At 58.1% G+C, this 18,152-nt stretch carries 15 protein-coding genes (1 of these 15 running past the window's edge); 6 read left to right on the top strand and 9 right to left on the bottom strand.

Annotated elements, in window-relative coordinates; translation table 11 throughout:
• Positions 1–108: 108 nt before the first annotated feature.
• From repC to repA, 3 genes are all read right to left on the bottom strand, one after another.
• Entirely contained in the window at positions 109–1,386 is a 1,278-nt protein-coding gene (gene repC, locus EYD00_RS18545; RefSeq protein WP_022563276.1) for a plasmid replication protein RepC, read from the bottom strand.
• A gap of 185 nt (positions 1,387–1,571) precedes the next feature.
• Positions 1,572–2,585, bottom strand: coding sequence for a plasmid partitioning protein RepB (repB, locus tag EYD00_RS18540; RefSeq protein WP_034500292.1), 1,014 nt, complete (start codon positions 2,583–2,585; stop codon positions 1,572–1,574).
• On the bottom strand, positions 2,582–3,796 hold the full coding sequence (repA, locus tag EYD00_RS18535) for a plasmid partitioning protein RepA (protein WP_022563274.1): 1,215 nt from the start codon (positions 3,794–3,796) through the stop codon (positions 2,582–2,584). Before repA ends, repB begins: the two co-directional genes overlap by 4 nt.
• A 423-nt stretch (positions 3,797–4,219) precedes the next feature.
• On the opposite strand from repA, the gene EYD00_RS18530 reads away from it, so the two are divergent.
• The 4 genes from EYD00_RS18530 to EYD00_RS18515 all read left to right on the top strand — a co-directional run bounded on the left by EYD00_RS18530 (position 4,220) and on the right by EYD00_RS18515 (position 8,993).
• Positions 4,220–5,605, top strand: a complete 1,386-nt coding sequence (locus EYD00_RS18530; RefSeq protein ID WP_034500290.1) for an FAD/NAD(P)-binding protein — start codon at positions 4,220–4,222, stop codon at positions 5,603–5,605.
• Positions 5,606–5,928: 323 nt separating this feature from the next.
• Positions 5,929–6,324, top strand: a complete 396-nt coding sequence (locus EYD00_RS18525) for a RidA family protein (protein WP_022563271.1) — start codon at positions 5,929–5,931, stop codon at positions 6,322–6,324.
• Positions 6,325–6,355: 31 nt separating this feature from the next.
• Positions 6,356–7,444 (top strand): D-TA family PLP-dependent enzyme, encoded by a 1,089-nt coding sequence (locus EYD00_RS18520; RefSeq protein WP_022563270.1) that lies wholly within the window; start codon positions 6,356–6,358, stop codon positions 7,442–7,444.
• 70 nt (positions 7,445–7,514) lie between these two features.
• Entirely contained in the window at positions 7,515–8,993 is a 1,479-nt protein-coding gene (locus tag EYD00_RS18515; RefSeq protein ID WP_034500288.1) for a M81 family metallopeptidase, read from the top strand.
• Positions 8,994–9,003: 10 nt separating this feature from the next.
• Here the strand turns inward: EYD00_RS18515 and EYD00_RS18510 are convergent, their stop codons facing one another.
• The 6 genes from EYD00_RS18510 to hutI form a co-directional block, all read right to left on the bottom strand.
• Positions 9,004–9,576, bottom strand: a complete 573-nt coding sequence (locus EYD00_RS18510; protein ID WP_034500330.1) for a HutD/Ves family protein — start codon at positions 9,574–9,576, stop codon at positions 9,004–9,006.
• Positions 9,577–9,613: 37 nt separating this feature from the next.
• Positions 9,614–10,624, bottom strand: a complete 1,011-nt coding sequence (locus EYD00_RS18505) for an alpha/beta fold hydrolase (protein WP_022563267.1) — start codon at positions 10,622–10,624, stop codon at positions 9,614–9,616.
• Between the two features lie 194 nt (positions 10,625–10,818).
• A complete protein-coding gene (gene hutU, locus EYD00_RS18500) occupies positions 10,819–12,492 on the bottom strand; it encodes a urocanate hydratase (protein ID WP_022563266.1) in 1,674 nt (557 codons plus the stop codon).
• A gap of 11 nt (positions 12,493–12,503) precedes the next feature.
• Entirely contained in the window at positions 12,504–13,307 is an 804-nt protein-coding gene (gene hutG / locus EYD00_RS18495) for an N-formylglutamate deformylase (RefSeq protein ID WP_022563265.1), read from the bottom strand.
• Positions 13,308–13,379: 72 nt separating this feature from the next.
• Positions 13,380–14,924, bottom strand: coding sequence for a histidine ammonia-lyase (hutH, locus tag EYD00_RS18490; RefSeq protein ID WP_022563264.1), 1,545 nt, complete (start codon positions 14,922–14,924; stop codon positions 13,380–13,382).
• Positions 14,921–16,180 carry an imidazolonepropionase gene (gene hutI / locus EYD00_RS18485; RefSeq protein WP_034500285.1) on the bottom strand — a complete coding sequence of 420 codons (1,260 nt, stop codon included), beginning with the start codon at positions 16,178–16,180 and terminating at the stop codon, positions 14,921–14,923. Before hutI ends, hutH begins: the two co-directional genes overlap by 4 nt.
• 115 nt (positions 16,181–16,295) lie before the next feature.
• Between hutI and EYD00_RS18480 the strand changes: the two genes are divergently transcribed.
• Together EYD00_RS18480 and hutC are read left to right on the top strand one after the other, a co-directional pair.
• Positions 16,296–17,642, top strand: coding sequence for a formimidoylglutamate deiminase (locus EYD00_RS18480; protein ID WP_022563262.1), 1,347 nt, complete (start codon positions 16,296–16,298; stop codon positions 17,640–17,642).
• A 51-nt stretch (positions 17,643–17,693) separates the two neighbouring features.
• Positions 17,694–18,152, top strand: partial view of a histidine utilization transcriptional repressor HutC gene (hutC, locus tag EYD00_RS18475; RefSeq protein WP_034500326.1) — the 5' portion only. 267 nt of this gene lie beyond the right edge of the window; only the first 459 of its 726 coding nucleotides appear in the window; it begins with the start codon at positions 17,694–17,696; its stop codon lies beyond the right edge, outside the window.

The raw sequence follows: 18,152 nt of genomic DNA, 5'->3' as shown, positions 1-18,152 counted from the left end.
GTTCTAGCAGCTTCGTTCCAACGAATCTTTTGGTGTTTGCGTGAACAGCAAGAATCTAACCGCATAGCCGGTTTTTCGCAAGCTGCCGCCGCTCCGCTCATCACGCCCTCATGATCTCGTTCCCGCCTCCTGCTTGTCTGTCCGACCACGCAGTTGCGCCGTGAGCATAGCCTTGAGATCGAAACTACCTTCCTGGGCCTTACGTGTGAGATTGCGCAGATATCCGCCAAGCGAACTGATTTGATCAGCCTTCTGCAACAGGCAAGCGAGGATGGCCGCTGTTCCCTGCCTCCCGAAGGTGGCCAAAGCGTCCTGATAGGCCGACTGGCTGATGCTGAACATCGTTCTGATGACGGAAGTTGCCACCTCCATATCTCTCCAGCCAGTCACCGCACCTCCAGGTGCATAGAGTGAGATGTCCGGGCACGCTTTCAAAACCAAAACAATATCAGGAACAAAAAATTGCTTATGAAGATCGTTCTTGGGTGTTGGTTTTGGAGGTGTGACACCAGTGACCGCGGCATCTGCGGATGTGGACGCGACTGTTGCAGCATTTCGAACCGGCGCGGCATCCTCCAATTCCTGCGGTTCAGATATGGATTCGGATTCTGAATTCTTTATGAGGCGCTCATTTTGGCAGTCATTGCCGCTCAAATTTTCCGATTTTTCAAGATTTTCCAGATAGTTGGTCACTTCTGTGCGCAGTGAAGCCAGAAAACCGGCGATTTCCTTGAGTTCAGCTGTCTTCGAATTGCGCCCTAGAGCCCGCGCGATGTCGTTGTAACGGGCCTGAAACCCGTCAAAGATCTCGATCTTGCCGCTGGCAGCAATCATTTCGCAGAGTTTCTGGATGTCCCGACGGCAGAGGCTGATCGTCTCGCGAAGCCGTTGAAGATCGAGCCGTTCGCCAATGATGCGTTCGGCCAGTTCCTCTATTTCCGTTTTACGAGCAAGAAGCGGTGCGAGTGAGAACCCGTAGGCTTCGCTGATCTCGCCACCCCTGTGCTTCCGTGCGTAACGTTTCCCATTCGGGCTGTCCTTGCGGATGATGAGGCCGGCTTCGACAAGAGCCGAAAGATGCCGACGCAATGTCTGTTCCGCCATGCCATGTGCCCTGAGCGACAACTGCGTATTGGATGGAAACACCACCAATCCGGCTTCGCTGGAAAGCTCATTTTTGGGATAAAAGCTCAGGAGCGCGTTCAGAACGGCAAGCGAGCGATCGGTTACGCCGAGCAGCGGTCTTGCTTCACAGACCGACCGATAGAGTTTCCATTTGTCGACTGCTTCGCATTTTCTGTTTTTCTGCGCGGCAAACTGGGTTGCGAGCACGCCAAACGACATCGCTCGCCGCCCAAAGGGCGTCGTTACACATGTGCTGTCCATGTCTTTCACCTTTCACAAGGCAAAAGAAAATCGCTCACCGAAAAATTCGATGCCAAGACTCTTGACTATGATTCGCGGAAATGAGATTCTTCGGGTGCTTAAATCAAAGAAAGGCTTCCGCGCGGCAACGTTCGGGGGCTTTTTTCTTTTGTGATGCGTCTCCTGTTAGTCGTTCGGGTTAGAAATCACTGCTTGGACCGATACTCGGCAAACAGCGTCTGAAGATGCTCAAGAACGAATTCGGCAAATTCCGGTGCTTCGTTCTTGTCGATCGATATATCCAGCTTGCGGTCGCTCTCGACCACTTTCGCCAGGCGACGGCCCGTATCCGAAGACCATACGCCGGTTTTCTTGGCCTGTGCCTTTGGCTTCAAAAAGTCCAGAAGCGCCTTGAAGCGTTCTTCGGAAGGAAGCGAGGCAACCGTCGGTTCGCTGACATATGCGCGGGCCGCCTCCTTGACCTGTGAGGAGGAAAGCTGGTCGGCAAGATCCAGCCAGTTGCGGCGGCCGACAGTGGGTGCGGGGCCTATGAGATCGACCAGATCCTCTGGAATGCGTCCAACGACCGAAAGCATATTGGACAGATCGCCCTTGTGAAGCGACATTGCCGCCATGATCGTGTCTCGAGGGAACCGCATCTGCAGTTTCTGCGCAAACCGTGCTTTCTCGATATAGGTCAGGTCGCGGCGTTCGTTATTTTCCTGGCCCTGGGCCACCACCAGCTGTTCATCGCTGAGATCCCGCACAACGGCCTTGACCGGAATTCCAAGACTTGAAACGGCGCGAAGGCGGCGATGACCGAAGGCGACCTGATAACGGCCCGGGAAATCGGGATGCGGGCGCACGAGAATCGGCACCTGCTGCCCCTGCTCACGAATTGCCTCCACCAGACCGGCATCGGCCTCTTCGGAAGCGGGCATACGATCCGGTATGAAGGAGGGATCGATATCCGCGGGGTCGAGAGAGACAATCGTCAGTCCTTCGGCGAGCTGCTTTTCAATGGCTTCAGCCCGTTTGGCGCGCTCCGAGACTTCATTCAGCGATTGACCGATCATACCGACGGGGGAGTTCAAAACATCCGTCACCAGCTCAGGGGAGCCGAGGATAGGCCTGATACGGGGTCGCGAACGCTCCGGCGTGGTATCGTTGTTGTCAGTACCCGGTGTGCCAAGATTTGCGAAGATTTGTTTTCTGCTCATGCTGCCCTACCCCACGCTTTTTTAATCAGTCCTTCGATTTCAGCGTTCACATTGTTCATGGCTTCCAGCGCGCGATCATAGGTCGACCGGGTGAATTGCGTCCTCTCCACTTCGAAGAGCGTCTGGTTGGTCAATCCAGCGTCCGAGACCGCCGTGCTTTTCAGCATCGGATGATTGAGGACGTTTTCACCAAAGATCGATCGCAGGAAAGCGACCATCTGGTTCTGCGGCCCGTCGCTCGGTTCGAAACGGGTGATCAGGTAACGCATCCAGTTATAATCCGACCGAGCACCGGCCCGGCCAATTTCTGCCAGAAGGTCGCCGGTCATGGCGAGGAACTGGTTCATCGACATCACGTCAAGCATCTGCGGATGGACGGTGACGAGCACCGATGTCGCCGCTGTCAGAGCCGAAAGCGTCAGATAACCGAGTTGCGGTGGGCAATCGATGACGACAACGTCGTAGAAATTTTGCGCTTGGGCGATCGCCTGGCCGATACGGGCGAAGAACAGCGTGTCACCCGGTGCACGGCGCATCAGCGCACGCGGAGTATCGTGTTCGAACTCCATAAGTTCCAGATTGCCAGGAACAATGTGGAGATCGGGAATATAGGTGCCACGGACAATCTCGGCGATGGGGCGGCGTTCATCGTCATAACGGATCGCGCCATAAAGCGTCTCGTTCGGCCCGACATCAATCTCGGGCTGGTGACCAAAAAGCGCGGAAAGGCTGGCCTGGGGGTCGAGATCGATGGCAAGAACCCGATAGCCACGTAGTGCCAGATATTGCGCCAGATGGGCAGAGGTGGTTGTCTTTCCCGAACCGCCCTTGAAATTCATGACGGCGATGACCTGTAACTCTTCACCCTCCCGGCGGTGGGGCAGGTAGCGGCGTGTGCCACGCGCACCCTGGTCCAGAAAACCCCTGATATCGCGCATGTCTTCTACGGAATAGGAGCGACGCCCGGATACCTGCGCGGCATCAAGCTCAGGCAACTCGGAAGCGATCTGGCGCAGATAGGCTTCGCCAATGCCGATGAGCTTTGCGGTCTCAGCCGGAGAGAAATGCCGCATGCTCTTTTCGGTATGTGGGGAAAATGTATTTGCGTTATGCGCCTGCAACTGGGCTGACAACGCAGCCGAATGCTGTTGTATAAGACTCGTCAGGTCAGGTGCTCCTGCGGCACGTCTTAAATCGGCACTCTGTGTCATCGGTCTTCTTTCGCTCGAAATTGCAGTAGCGGTTTTTTTCGAAAAAGGCGGTTTTTTCCGCAACTGAGATATAAGCGCCGATTCTCTTTTTGGCGCAATAGGCTTTTTTCTCATGTACAGAGACGCCGCTAAAGCATTGTGGAAGAATCACTTTTCCCTTCTTGGCGTTTTCTGGTTTGCCGCGGCTAACTTGGCCTCGTTTTTCCCCTCGCTCCCTCGCTCCCTCGCTCCCTCGGCTTGAGTTATGACAGCAGGTGGGCCGGAAGTTTGCCGCGGCTAACTTTCGCTATCTCGCTAGGGCGGGGCAGTTGGGAAATTCAAGGGTGGACATTCGCAGCTGGTTAATCTCTACTGCATGACTAGAGTATGGGAGGCCTCGCGCTGGTTGCCGGGCAATTCCATTGTCGTTGGTTGGAGGATTGAATGTCCTATGACGTCGCTCTAGTCGGTTCGGGTTTCTCGGCCATTTGTACAGCAGCCCATCTCCTGTTATCACTGCCAGCGGAGGCGTCGATTGCCATCGTTGGTGACGAGTCGGATTTTGGCCGCGGAACCGCCTATCGCACGGAACTACCCTATCATCGGCTGAATGTGCCTGCGGGGCGTATGAGTGTCTTTCCAGACCGCCCGGACGATTTTGTCGAATGGTTGGCGCAGAACGGGCTGGGAAACGATCCCCTTCTATTCGCGTCGAGGGGCGATTATGGGCTCTATCTGCGGGACCGGCTCGCCAGTCTTCTCAGAAGCCGGGAACAGCGGGCGCGTGTGGATTTTATTCGGGCGAAGGCATCCGCTTGCCGGCCCGAATCACAAGGCGGCTTTACCTTCACCCTGGAAAATGGCGAGACATTGCAGGCACGCAATGTCGTTCTGTGTCTCGGCGTTGGTGCTGCAAGTTTGCCGGTGCAAACTGTCGCAAAACGTGAAGAGGGCGTGCAGCGCGTGGTGAGCCATTGCTGGCAGCCGGGATGGTTGTCCCGGGTGAAGAGCGGGGATCGTATCTGTATCCTTGGTTCCGGCCTTACGATGATCGATCAGGTGTTGACGCTGCGCGGAAAAGGTCACCGGGGCCCGATCCATGTCCTGTCCCGCCGCGGGCTCATTCCGCATCCGCATGTTAGTCCGCCTGTGCCGCCTAGCGCTCCGCGTCTGCCTGAAGGTTCCACTGAGATAAGCGAGCTATTACGATCTCTCCGTCAACAGGTGACCAACGGGGCGCCATGGCGCTCGGTTATGGACGGTTTGCGGCCAAAAACACAATCGCTATGGCAGAGCCTCAGCTCACAGCAACGCGCAAGGTTTTTGCGGCATGCGCTGCCTTGGTGGAATATCCATAGACATCGCATCGCGCCTGAGGTGCATGACGCCTTTGACAAGCTGTTGTCAGACGGCGTTCTCACTATCCACGCGGGTTATCTCCAGGCGATCGATGAACAGGAGGAGAGCATCTCCATTCGTTATCGCGTTCGGCATACGCAGATGATTAAGGAACTGCAGGTCGATTGGGTCATCAATTGCACCGGCATGGAACGCGCGGGTATCGGCCACTCTCGCCTTCTGGAAAGCATGCGATCTGACGGGGTGCTTCGGCTCGATTCCTTTGGCCTTGGTGTCGAGGTCGACGGCGATTCCCGGCTGCTGCGCACGGATGGCCAGGCATGGCCAGGTCTCTTCGCCGTCGGCGCGCTGACGGCAGGCCGGTTCTGGGAAATTACCGCCGTTCCGGATATACGGATCCAGGCTCGTGATATAGCGCATTTCATCACTGACAGAGTGATCGGTAAGCGCCTCATATCCGCACAAGGCTGATGCCTGTTGCGGACCCAACAATGGTGCCGGACTCTCCGGCCTCCTCATTTATAATGCGTAGTTTGCCGCGGCAAACTCGTCGGTTGAGTCACGGTCACCGCGTGGATGACGCTCTTTGGCCTGGATGCAATAGGTCATATTCGACGCGTAGCGAAAAATCGCCGGCCGTTAAGTAAATATCCGCAACATTCAAAAAATGTCGCGAAAAGCGAATGAATCTCATCATTTGCTAAATAATTTACATGGGTTATGGAGTATCGTCGTTAAACCGGCTATAAATGCAAGAAAAATTGAACATCATGAAAATAATTTGCGAGGCTTGAATGGTGAAAAATAAGTTGGTGCGGTTCGAGGTCGCAGATAGCCAGGCCGGCGGGCAGCGTCGACCCTTCGCCAAGGCCGTCCGGGCCGGTGATTTCGTCTATGTGTCCGGACAGGTGCCCACCATTGACGGCGAAGTGGTGACTGGCGGTATCGTCGCCCAGACCGAGCAGGTGGTGGCCAATCTCAAGGATGTCCTGGCGCTGGCTGATTGTACGCTTGCCGATGTGGTGAAGGTGAATGTCTGGCTGGATGACGCCAGGGATTTCTCCAGTTTTAACGCCGTGTTCCAGAAACATTTCATCGATCATCCGCCTGCACGCTCAACCGTACAGTCCCCGCTGATGGTTGACGCCAAGGTGGAAATGGACGTTATCGCTTATAAGCCTTTGGCTTAAGTATCTGATTTATTTCGCTTAGAGAGATATGATGACCTATCCATGGCCTGACGAGGGCGCAAAGCTTGATGCCATTTCGACGCCAATGCCGGTGATCGACGAAGACCGGCTTGCCGCAAATATAAAGAAGGCGCAGGCCTATCTCGACAGTCATGGCAAGGCCTTCCGGCCGCATATCAAGACACACAAGATACCGGCCATCGCCCGACAGCAGCTTCAGGCCGGCGCCATAGGCATCAATTGCCAGAAAGTTAGCGAAGCGGAGGTTTTCGCAGACGCCGGTTTTGACGATATCCTGATTACCTACAATATTCTTGGTGCCGCGAAACTGTCGCGGTTGAAAGCGCTGAATTCCCGTATAGCTCAGCTGAGCGTTGTCGCAGATAGCGACGTGACGGTTGCCGGCCTCGCTGCCACATTTGATGAGGGGCGGCCGCTCGGCGTGCTCGTTGAATGTGATACCGGTGGAAAGCGTTGCGGTGTGCAGACACCGGCGGCGGCAGCGGCACTTGCTGAGAAAATCGTCGCCGCGACGGGACTTATATTCAAGGGTATCTTGACCTATCCGGCACCGGGCGGAGCTGAAAAGGTGGAAAGCTTCCTGCGCGACACCATGGTGCTGCTTGCGGCAAAAGGCGTGGACTGCCCGGTTCGTTCCAGCGGCGGCTCGCCGGACTTCTATGCAGCGCATCTCGTTCCCTCTGCAACCGAACACCGGGCAGGCACCTATGTCTATAATGACCGGGCGATGTTGCGTGCCGGCCATTGCACGGCCGATGATCTGGCAATGCATGTTCTCGCTACCGTTGTCTCGCGGCCTGCAGCGGACCGCGCCGTGCTTGATTGCGGCTCCAAGGCTTTGACCTCCGATCTCCTCGGCTTCAACGATTATGGGCTGATCGAAGGCCATGAAGGCGCAAAAATCATCTCACTCTCTGAAGAACACGCGGTTGTCGATCTTTCCGGCTGCGCGTCCGGCGGTCCCCGGATCGGCGATGTCGTCAGGGTCGTGCCGAACCATACATGCGTCGTCAGCAACCTTTTCGACAGGATGGTGTTCCATCGAAACGGCGTTGTTACCCGCGTCGAAGAGGTCGCTGCACGCGGTACGGTCTGGTAATGTTACCCGGCTAATTAACTTGAGGAAACGAGCTCAGCCCGCAGGCAGCTCCGGCAACGAGACCCCATAAATGCGCATATTCACGGCGTCGCTCGCCACCGAAACCAACACGTTTTCACCTGTTCCCACGGATATGGATGCCTTTCGTGCGGCTTTCTATGCCGGGCCGGGTGAACATCCGGACACGCCGACGCTATGCTCCTCGCCGGTCCCTATTCTGCGGCGCCGCGGCAAGGCGGAAGGGTTCACGGTCATCGAGGGCACGTCCTGCTGGGCGGAGCCTGCCGGCCTCATCCAGCGCCAGACGTATGAAACACTGCGAGACACCATTCTTTCGGAGCTCCGGGCAGCCCTGCCGGTCGATGCTGTGGTTCTTGGCCTGCATGGCGCCATGGTGGCGCAGGGCTATGACGATCCTGAAGGGGATTTCCTGTCGCGGATCCGGGCAATGGTGGGCCCGAACGTCTTAATTGCGGCGGAGTTCGATCCCCATAGCCATCTCACGGCATTAAGGGTTGAAAGCCTGGATATCATGGCGACGTTCCTGGAATTTCCCCATACCGATTTTGAGGAACGCGGCGAACATGTCGTCGAAATGGCGTTGCGTACTCTGCGCGGCGAAATCAGGCCCGTCATCTCGACTTTCGATTGCCGGATGATCACCATTTATCCGACCAGCCGTGAGCCGATGCGTTCTTATGTGGACCGGCTGAAGGCGATGGAGGGCAAAGACGGTATTCTCTCCATCTCCGTTATTCATGGATTCATGGCGGGTGATGTACCGGACATGGGCACACGCATCGTCGTTGTTACGGATGACGACAGGACCAAAGGGGACGCGCTGGCCGAAAAGCTGGGCCGTGAACTTTATGCCATGCGCAGGCTGACCGCCATGCCGATGCTGGATACGGAAGCCGGTCTCGACCAGGCCGTTGCCATTCGCAGCGAAAATTCGCAAAGGCCGGTGGTGATCTCGGATATATGGGATAATCCCGGCGGCGGTGTCGCGGGTGACGCGACCCACATTCTGCGCCGCATGGTAGAGCGCGGCATGGACAGGATCGGCGTCGCGACGATCTGGGATCCCATCGCAGTGTCTTTTTGCCATGCAGCGGGGGAGGGCGCAGAGCTCGATCTTCGCATCGGTGGAAAATCCAGTCCGCAGGGCGGCGATCCGCTGGATTTCCGAGTAAAGGTTATGCGCACCGTCGAGACGGGCTGGCAGAGTTTCCGTAATAGCCGCGTTACGCTCGGCCGCGCCGCCGTTGTCCGGCCGCTCGGCACCGAAATCGACATCATTCTCATCACCAGTCGAACGCAAACTTATGAGCCGGATATCTTTTCCAATCTCGGAATCGATTTCGCGAAAAAAGACCTGTTGCTCGTCAAGTCGACCAACCATTTTCACGCGGGTTTTGCGCCGATCGCTTCAGAGATCGTCTATATCGCGGCCCCGACCTCCTATCCCACCGACCCGGCAAAAACACCTTACCGCAAGGCAAGCCTTGGCCTATGGCCACGGGTTTCCGACCCGCTCGGTCTCGATTGAGGGAAGCAGCTTAGACCTGATCAAACGTCACGACGAAGAAACGACCATCCTCTTCCATGCCCTTCACTGCAAATCCGGCGCCGCGCTCCAGCAAGAGGCTGTCGCGTCGCTGCAAATGCACCGTTTGGCCGGCCGATGAGACGCTGACGGGATCAACGGCAAAAATTATTGTCGCCGTTGAGCCTGTCGACTGGACAGTGAGTGTGGTGCGGTGTCTTTCGACGCGATGCGAATATTGCTCGCGACGGGACATGACATTGAGATCGACGATGGGACCGTCTGCCAAAACGGCGTCCACCGGAACATCCGCGGCGAAGGGCAGGGGATCGCTTGCCATCGTCAACACCACCGGCTCGCGTGCGTCGATGCTGAGGCTCATGCCTTTCCCTTCGAGGATGCAAAGGGTGCGATCAACTCCGGGAAATATGGAAAAAGGCCCGTCTTGCGCAACGTTCGCCATGCTGATGCGCCAGTCGAAATCCGCCATCGGGGCTTTTGCGGGATGAACGATGATCTCTGTCGTTACACCGCCGCCGTTTTTCCAGGGCATTGATGTATAGGCGGTGTTTTCTAGGTGTCTCATCTTCTGCATTCCCTGGTCGTTTGTCTGGACGATGGCACTATTTATCGCGGTCGCCAGCGATACGTTGTTCAAGCTTTTTTTGCGCGGCGCGTAGATCAACACTTTTTCCGGCGAGTTTTTCGATTGCCGCGACCACAAGATCACGCGCAACGTAGTCCGACTTGTGTCCGAGATTCCTCACAATGATCAAGCTCGACCCATCAATAGCGCGTGCAAGCTGGCGGGAATGAATTTCCGGTGAAACAACATTGTCGGTGTCGCCGGTTATAATGACGGTCGGCGCCTTGATTTTGGAGTAGTTCGGTGAGGCGCTCCGCGCCCATGTGTTCAGCGCGGCGACTTCCTGCGCGTTATGGCGAAAAGCCTGCGGTCTCAACGCCCCCCGTGCGCGCGTTGCCTCCACATAGCCGGGAGGACGATGATTGGGGGCGAAAACCCCGCGCGTCGCCCGGTCGAGCGCAAGGAAACCCACGGGCGGTGCGACGAAGATCGAAAAAAGCGGGCCTGTCACCCGGGCGCTTGCCGCCGTGTAATACCAGGCGATGCCTCCAGGCCAGGGGTAAACCGCCGGAGAAAGAAACACCAGGCCCGACACCATTTCCGGGTGGCGAAGCGCGAATGCCGCGGTAATGGCTCCGCCAAAGGAGTGGCCGACGATGATGGCCTTGCGGATGCCGCGCTTTTTCATCAGTTGAGCCACGGCGTCGGCCTGTCCGTCGGGCAGGATATTATCTTTGCCGCCGATGTCGGAACTGCCATGGCCCGGCCTGTCGACGAACAGAAGTTTTGCGCGGCCGCGGAATTTGTCCGCAAAGGACAACAGCGGGTCGTAGAGACTTGCGCTCGCGCCATGCAGGAAGACGATCGGTGGCAGCTCCGCCTGCTTTTGCGGCTCCAGCAACAGGCTGTTGAGCTTATATCCGCCAACATCGATTCTTACCGGCACAGCCTCTTGGGCCTGGGAGGATGCAGGGACGGTCAAAGAAAAAGCCGGAAAAATTGCACCAACCAAAAAGCTGAAGGCAAGTGAAGTACGCCGCGGTGCCATGCTGTCGTTCGCACTCCATTAAAAGCTTGCCGCGCCGTTATAGACGCTAAAAATGATCGGCTATGACCGACCAACAGCTAACAACGAGAAAATCGAACCGGAAGTTTCAGTCAAAGGAGCGTTGGGTAATGCCCTGAGGCTTTGCCGACGCAAGGTCGGAATGCCGCGCGGCGATGGACCGCGCGGCACGCTCATTAATTGCCGAGAATACCGGGGAGACGCAGTCCCTGCTCCTTGGCGCATTCCACGGCAATCTCGTAACCTGCATCGGCATGGCGCATGACGCCGGTTGCCGGGTCATTCCACAGAACACGCTCGATCCGACGCGCGGCGTCGTCGGTGCCATCGCAGCAGATGACCATGCCGGAATGCTGGGAAAAGCCCATACCAACACCGCCGCCGTGATGCAGCGATACCCAGGTTGCACCGGATGCAGTGTTAAGCAGTGCGTTAAGCAGCGGCCAGTCCGATACGGCATCGGAACCGTCCTTCATGGATTCGGTCTCGCGGTTGGGCGAGGCGACGGAGCCAGAATCGAGATGGTCGCGGCCGATCACGATAGGCGCCTTCAGTTCACCGTTCCTGACCATTTCATTAAAGGCAAGCCCGAGACGATGGCGGTCGCCGAGCCCCACCCAGCAAATGCGGGCAGGCAGGCCCTGAAACGCGATGCGTTCGCGCGCCATATCCAGCCAGTTGTGCAGGTGTTTGTTGTCGGGCAGTAGTTCCTTCACCTTGGCGTCGGTCTTGTAGATGTCCTCCGGGTCACCGGAAAGTGCCGCCCAGCGGAACGGCCCGATGCCTCGGCAAAACAGCGGGCGAATATAGGCCGGCACGAAGCCGGGGAAAGCGAAGGCGTTTTCCAGCCCTTCGTCCTTTGCGACCTGGCGGATATTATTGCCGTAATCGAGCGTCGGAACGCCGGCGTTCCAGAAATCGACCATGGCCTGGACGTGAACTTTCATGGAGGCGCGAGCGGCAGCGGCAACCGCCTGTGGATCACTCTCCTGTTTGGCGCGCCATTCGGCCACGCTCCAGCCGGCAGGCAGATAACCATGGATCGGATCGTGCGCCGAGGTCTGGTCGGTCACGATATCGGGCCGGATGCCGCGACGGAAAAGTTCCGGGAATATCTCCGCTGCGTTGCCGATCAGGCCGACGGACTTGGCCTCGCCGGCCTTCGTCCATTGATCGATCAGCGCCAGCGCCTCATCAAGTGTATGCGCCTTCGCATCAACATAACGGGTGCGCAGACGGAAATCGACGCGGGTTTCATCGCATTCGACGGCAAGGCAGCAGGCGCCGGCCATGACGGCGGCGAGCGGCTGCGCGCCGCCCATACCACCGAGACCGCCGGTCAGGATCCATTTGCCCCTGAGATTACCGCCATAATGCTGGCGGCCAGCCTCCACGAAGGTTTCGTACGTTCCCTGCACGATGCCCTGGGTGCCGATGTAAATCCACGAACCAGCGGTCATCTGGCCGTACATGGCTAGGCCCTTCTTATCCAGCTCGTTGAAATGATCCCAGGTGGCCCAATGCGGCACCAGATTCGAATTGGCGATCAGCACGCGCGGCGCATCCTTGTGGGTGCGGAAGACGCCGACCGGCTTGCCGGACTGCACGATCAGGGTCTCGTCCTCGTTCAAATCCTTCAGCGTCGCGACGATGCGGTCGAAATCGTCCCATGTGCGGGCGGCGCGGCCGATGCCGCCATAAACCACCAGCTCATGCGGTCGCTCGGCCACATCAGGGTCGAGATTGTTCATCAGCATGCGCAGCGGCGCTTCCGTCATCCAGCTTTTGGCATTGAGCTCGGTGCCCTGCGGTGCGCGAACCTCGCGAATATTATGGCGCGGATTGTTCATAAGATTTCCCCTTATCGTTTCGTGTCGAGCGCAAATTCTTCCATGCGCGTGAGAATCGTCTTGAGATGCTGGCGAAGGCGTTCGGCTTTGCCCGCGTCATAAGCAAAAGGCGGCACCTCGCTTTGCAGATGCGTGGATTGTGCCAGCTCCATCTGGATTGCGTGCACACCTTTCTGCGGCTTGCCATAATGGCGCGTCGTCCAGCCACCCTTGAAGCGGCCGTTCAGAACGCTGTCGTAACCTTGCGCGGCGGCGGTGGCCTCAACGGCGATGTGCTCGATGGCGGGATCACAGGTTCTGCCCATATCCGTGCCGATGTTGAAATCCGGCAGCTTGCCTTCAAAGAGGAAGGGGATGTGCGAACGGATCGAATGGCAATCATAGAGAATGGCGATCCCATGGATGCCCTTGATCCGCTCGATCTCGGCCGCAAGAGCTGCATGATAGGGCGCGTGGAAGGTTTCCAGACGGTCCGCAATGTCATCCGGCGTGGGTTCCTGCCCTTCATTCCAGATAGGCTTGCCGTCGAAATCGGTGTCCGGAACCAGCCCGGTCGTGTTCTGGCCCGGATAAAGGCTCACCCCGGCCGGGTCGCGGTTGGCGTCGATGACATAACGATGGAACGTCGCCCTCACGGTTGTCGCGTTTTCCAGAAGCCCGGCATAAAGCTCATGGATGTACCAGTCCGTATCGGCCAGAATTTTGCCGTTGTCGTTGAGGCGGCTCCAAATCTCCGCCGGAACATCCGTGCCGGTGTGAGGCAGACCGAGGATGATCGGCGAAGTGCCTTGGTGAAGGGCAAAGGGAGTCTTCATCGATTGCCTCTCTTTTCCGTGGGTTTAGCCCCTGCAAGAACAGAGTTGGCGAAGGTTAAAACGTGCCTCATCTCAAGCCTCCAGCTTCGGCAGGATGCCGTCCGAAATCGTGGCGACCAACGCACCGGAGGCGATCAACTCCGCCGCCGCCTTGAGATCCGGCGCCATATAACGGTCTTCCTCCAGCGAAGGGATTGCGGCCCGTAGCACAAAAATGGCCTTTTGCAGTTCCGGGCTGGTTTTCAGCGGCCCGCGCAGTTCCACGCCCTGAACGGCTGAAAGCGCCTCGATCCCGAGGATGGCGAATAGATTGTCGGTCATCGGCAAAAGTCGCCGCGCTCCGTGGCAGGCCATGGAGACATGGTCTTCCTGGTTGGCCGAGGTTGGCGTCGAATCCACCGAGGCCGGATGTGCCATCTGCTTGTTCTCGCTCATCAGCGCTGCGGAAGTGACTTCGGCGATCATGAGCCCGGAATTCAGCCCCGGCTTCTTGGAAAGGAAAGCGGGCAGGCCATAAGAAAGCGCCGGATCGACCAGTAGCGCGACACGGCGTTGGGCGATGGCCCCGATCTCGCAAATCGCGAGCGCCGTCTGGTCGGCGGCGAAGGCCACCGGTTCGGCATGGAAATTGCCGCCGGACACGACGGAATTGTCAGAAAGCACCAGAGGATTGTCGGTCACCGCATTGGCTTCGATTTCCAGTGTGCGGGCCACCTGCCGCAGGAGGTCAAGGCAGGCGCCATCCACCTGCGGCTGGCAGCGGATGCAATAGGGATCCTGCACCCGCTCATCGCCTTCGATGTGGCTGATGCGGATTTCGGAGCCGTCGAGCAGCCTGCGAAGCGCAGATCCCGCGTCGATCTGCCCCTTGTGGCCCCGCAGGCTGTGAATATCCGGGTGAAATGGAGCGGAAGACCCCATGGCGGCGTCCGTGGAAAGTGCGCCGGTAATCAGCGCAGCCTGCGCGGCGCGATGGGCGCGAAAAAGCCCGGCAAGCGCCAGTGCGGTGGAGGTTTGCGTGCCATTGATCAGGGCAAGCCCTTCCTTGGCGGCGAGAACCACCGGCGTCAGCCCGGCTTTCGTCAGCGCCTGGCCGGCGGGCAGCAGAGCGCCCTGATAAAAAGCCTCGCCCTCGCCCATCATCACCGCCGCCATATGGGCAAGCGGCGCGAGATCGCCGGAAGCGCCCACGGAACCCTTTTCGGGAATGACGGGAATAACGCCCTGTTCCAGCATGGCCTCGATCAGCCGCACCAGTTCCAGCCGCACGCCGGAAGCGCCGCGGCCAAGCGAAATCAGCTTCAGCGCCATGATCAGCCGAACCACATTTTCAGGAAGGGGCGCGCCTACACCGCAGCAATGCGAAAGGATGAGATTGCGCTGCAGCGTTGCCACGTCGGCTGCATCGATCTTGATGGAGGCAAGTTTTCCGAAACCGGTATTGATGCCATAGACGGGGGCATTACCCGCGGCAATCTCGGCAATGCGGGCAGCCGCCTTTTCAATGCCGGCGTCGAACGAGCGGTCCAGCTTCGCGGAGCCGTTGTTCCAGTAGATGCCGGCCAGATCGGCCAGGGCCACGTTGCCGGGGTGAAGCGTAATGATCGTCATGGTCATGGAGAAACCTTCTGTCCCTTGAATATGCGGGCATGGAGCGGATTGAAACCGATGCGATAGACAAGCTCGGCCGGGCGTTCGATATCCCAGATTGCAAGATCAGCGGATTTCCCGGCCTCCAGCGTGCCGGTTTCCGCAAGCAGGCCAAGCGCCTTGGCGGCATTGCGCGTTGTCGCTGCCAGGCATTCCTCCACGGTCATGCGGAAAAGCGTTGCACCCATGTTCATGGTCAAAAGCAGGGAAGTGAGCGGTGAGGTGCCTGGATTGCAGTCGGTGGCGAGGGCGATTGTCGCGCCTGCATCGCGCAATGCCTGCATCGGCGGAGCCTGTTTTTCACGAAGCGCATAAAAGGCGCCAGGCAAGAGTACGGCCACGGTTCCCGCCTTGGCCAGTGCCCTGGCGCCTGATTCATCCAGATATTCCAGATGATCGGCGGAAAGCCCGCCGCAGGAGGCGGCAAGCGCTGCGCCACCCAGGTTGGAAAGCTGCTCGGCATGCAGCTTGACTGGCAGACCAAGCTGCCGCGCCTTTTCAAAAACGCGTGCGATTTCTTCGACGGAGAATGCGATGCCTTCGCAGAAGCCGTCCACCGCATCGACCAGCCCTTCGGCCTGTGCCTTTTCCAGCCCGGGCAAAACGACATCGGTGATATAGTCACCATTCCTACCCTTATATTCAGCGGGTGTTGCATGGGCGGCCAGATAGCTGGTGACGATCCGCACCGGCCGCAGCGTCTCCAGCCTGCGGGCAACACGCAGCATTTTCAGTTCGGTATCTATATCGAGGCCGTAACCGGATTTGATTTCGATCGTCGAGACGCCCTCGGAAAGAAGCGTATCGAGACGGGGCAGCGCTTGCGCCATCAAGACATCCTCTGAAACCGCGCGCGTGCTGCGCACGGAGGACACGATGCCGCCACCCGCCTTGGCGATCTCTTCATAAGTCGCGCCATTCAGCCGCATTTCGAATTCCATGGCGCGGTTGCCGCCAAAGACCAGATGGGTGTGGCAATCTATCAGAGCGGGAGTGATCCAGCGCCCGTCGCAATCGGTGATTTCCTCCGCGGCGGCGAGATAAGCGGGCAGATCGCTCTCCGGGCCAGCAAATGCGATGCGACCGCTGCTGACGGCGATCACGCCTTTTTCGACTGCGCCGATGCCTTCCCTCAATGGATCGAAGGTGGCCAGCCGGGCATTACGCCACAAGGCCGTTGCGTTTCCCATCGCCGCTCCCTTTGCAGATTTGTTCCCGGGCATTGCTTTTCGCCTTTCCTTTATGGCGTAAATGTATATACATAATAATCGGCTTGGCAAGCCGCATTTTCTGTCCGAAATGGCCTTGCCCGATGTCGTAACAAGAGGAGAGGGTGGTATGACGGCAATTCACGCAGGTGCGGCACTTCTCAGCGGCGGGTGGGCGCAGGATGTCCGTATCGTCTGTAATGGCGGGGTTGTTTCATCGGTCGAAAGCGGTGTTTCTCCCGAGCGGCAGGATGAACGCCATGCCGTCATCGTTTCGGCCATGCCCAATCTTCACAGCCACGCCTTCCAGAGGGCCATGGCTGGACTTGCCGAAATCCGCGGGCCTGCCGACGACAGTTTCTGGAGCTGGCGCACGGTCATGTATAAATTCGCCCTCTCCATGACGCCTGACCATGTCGAGGCCGTTGCTGCACAGCTTTATATGGAAATGCTGGAGGCCGGTTTCGGCAGGGTCGGAGAATTCCATTACCTGCACAATGACAGGGACGGTTCACATTACGGAAATATCGCCGAAATGGCGGAGCGTATCGGCGCTGCCGCCGCCCAAACGGGCATAGGCCTGACATTGCTGCCGGTCTTTTACGCGCATTCCGGTTTCGGCGGTCAGCCGCCAATCGACGGGCAGAAACGTTTCATCCATTCGATTGACAGTTACGAAAAGCTGATGCAGGGCGCACAGGCTGTCGTCAAATCCCTTCCGGGTGCGGCGCTTGGCATCGCGCCGCACAGCCTGCGCGCTGTGACCGGTGATGAGCTTGCGGCCATCGTGCCGCTCGCAAAAGACGGGCCGATCCATATTCACGTGGCGGAACAGATCAAAGAGGTCGAGGACTCCCTCGCTTTTTCCGGTGCGCGGCCAGTGGAATGGCTTCTCGGGAACGCGCCGGTCGATAAGCGCTGGTGCCTCATACACGCCACGCATATGACGCAAGCGGAGATACGCCGTATGGCACGGAGCGGCGCGGTTGCGGGCCTCTGCCCTGTCACGGAGGCCAATCTCGGCGACGGTGTCTTTTCCGCTCCGGATTTTCTCGCGGAAGACGGACATTTCGGTGTCGGATCCGACTCCAATATTCTCATCTCGGTTTCTGAAGAGCTGCGCACGCTGGAATATTCCCAACGTCTGTCTCGGCGCGCGCGTAATGTCATTGCCGATGCGGGCAGTTCCACCGGGGAAAAACTTTTCCAGGCGGCGCTGGAAGGCGGTGGCGGGGCACTCATGTCAGAAAGTAGAATCGAAAAGGGAAAAAGCGCCGATCTTGTCGCGCTCGATATTTCGGCCGTGCCCTATCTTCCCGCGTCAAAGATCCTCGACCAATGGTTATTTGCAGGCAATGTCCGTGTCGATACCGTTTGGGTCCGTGGCGAAAAACAGGTGCAGGCGGGTCAGCATATCCGGCGCCGGGAAATATCGGATCGTTTCAACCAGGTCATGGCCGAACTTCTTAATAGCTGATATGGGCTCGGCGAGAACGAGAAAGAGCCCGTGCGGAAAGGTATCACGGACGTGACAAAGGCATCGGCCGGACAGACCCTGCATCAGACGATCCTCAGCGATATAGAGGGGCGGATCGTCTCGGGGGAATGGCCGCCCGGTTACAGGCTGCCGTTCGAGGTCGATCTTGCCACCCATTATGACTGCTCGCGCATGACAGTGAACAAGGTCATGAGTCAGCTCGCCAAGGCGGGTTTGATCGAGCGACGCAAGAAATCCGGCAGTTTCGTTCGTCAACCGCAGATCCAGTCGGCAGTTCTCGAAATTCACGACATCAGGGCCGAGGTTGAATCCCTCGGTCTTGATTACGGTTTCAAGGTTCTGAAGTGCACGCAGCGTACGGCAACGAAAGACGACCGTACACGGCTTGACATGGCAGCTGGCGCGCCGCTGCTGGATATTGTCTGTCTTCACTTCGCGGGCGAGCGGGAATTCTGTATCGAGCAGCGCCTTGTCAACCTCGTAACGGTG

Origin of the sequence: Agrobacterium sp. 33MFTa1.1 (assembly GCF_004328495.1) — a bacterium.
GTDB lineage: Bacteria > Pseudomonadota > Alphaproteobacteria > Rhizobiales > Rhizobiaceae > Agrobacterium > Agrobacterium pusense.
This window is presented reverse-complemented; position numbering and strand designations above follow the sequence as displayed.

Coding starts and splice junctions, on each gene's coding strand:
- EYD00_RS18480 (WP_022563262.1), top strand. CDS start 16,296: ATGACGGCAATTCACGCAGGTGCGGCACTTCTCAGCGGCGGGTGGGCG.
- EYD00_RS18505 (WP_022563267.1), bottom strand. CDS start 10,624: ATGGCACCGCGGCGTACTTCACTTGCCTTCAGCTTTTTGGTTGGTGCA.
- EYD00_RS18530 (WP_034500290.1), top strand. CDS start 4,220: ATGTCCTATGACGTCGCTCTAGTCGGTTCGGGTTTCTCGGCCATTTGT.
- repC (WP_022563276.1), bottom strand. CDS start 1,386: ATGGACAGCACATGTGTAACGACGCCCTTTGGGCGGCGAGCGATGTCG.
- hutI (WP_034500285.1), bottom strand. CDS start 16,180: ATGCCCGGGAACAAATCTGCAAAGGGAGCGGCGATGGGAAACGCAACG.
- repA (WP_022563274.1), bottom strand. CDS start 3,796: ATGACACAGAGTGCCGATTTAAGACGTGCCGCAGGAGCACCTGACCTG.
- hutG (WP_022563265.1), bottom strand. CDS start 13,307: ATGAAGACTCCCTTTGCCCTTCACCAAGGCACTTCGCCGATCATCCTC.
- EYD00_RS18515 (WP_034500288.1), top strand. CDS start 7,515: ATGCGCATATTCACGGCGTCGCTCGCCACCGAAACCAACACGTTTTCA.
- EYD00_RS18520 (WP_022563270.1), top strand. CDS start 6,356: ATGACCTATCCATGGCCTGACGAGGGCGCAAAGCTTGATGCCATTTCG.
- EYD00_RS18510 (WP_034500330.1), bottom strand. CDS start 9,576: ATGAGACACCTAGAAAACACCGCCTATACATCAATGCCCTGGAAAAAC.
- hutU (WP_022563266.1), bottom strand. CDS start 12,492: ATGAACAATCCGCGCCATAATATTCGCGAGGTTCGCGCACCGCAGGGC.
- EYD00_RS18525 (WP_022563271.1), top strand. CDS start 5,929: ATGGTGAAAAATAAGTTGGTGCGGTTCGAGGTCGCAGATAGCCAGGCC.
- hutH (WP_022563264.1), bottom strand. CDS start 14,924: ATGACCATGACGATCATTACGCTTCACCCCGGCAACGTGGCCCTGGCC.
- repB (WP_034500292.1), bottom strand. CDS start 2,585: ATGAGCAGAAAACAAATCTTCGCAAATCTTGGCACACCGGGTACTGAC.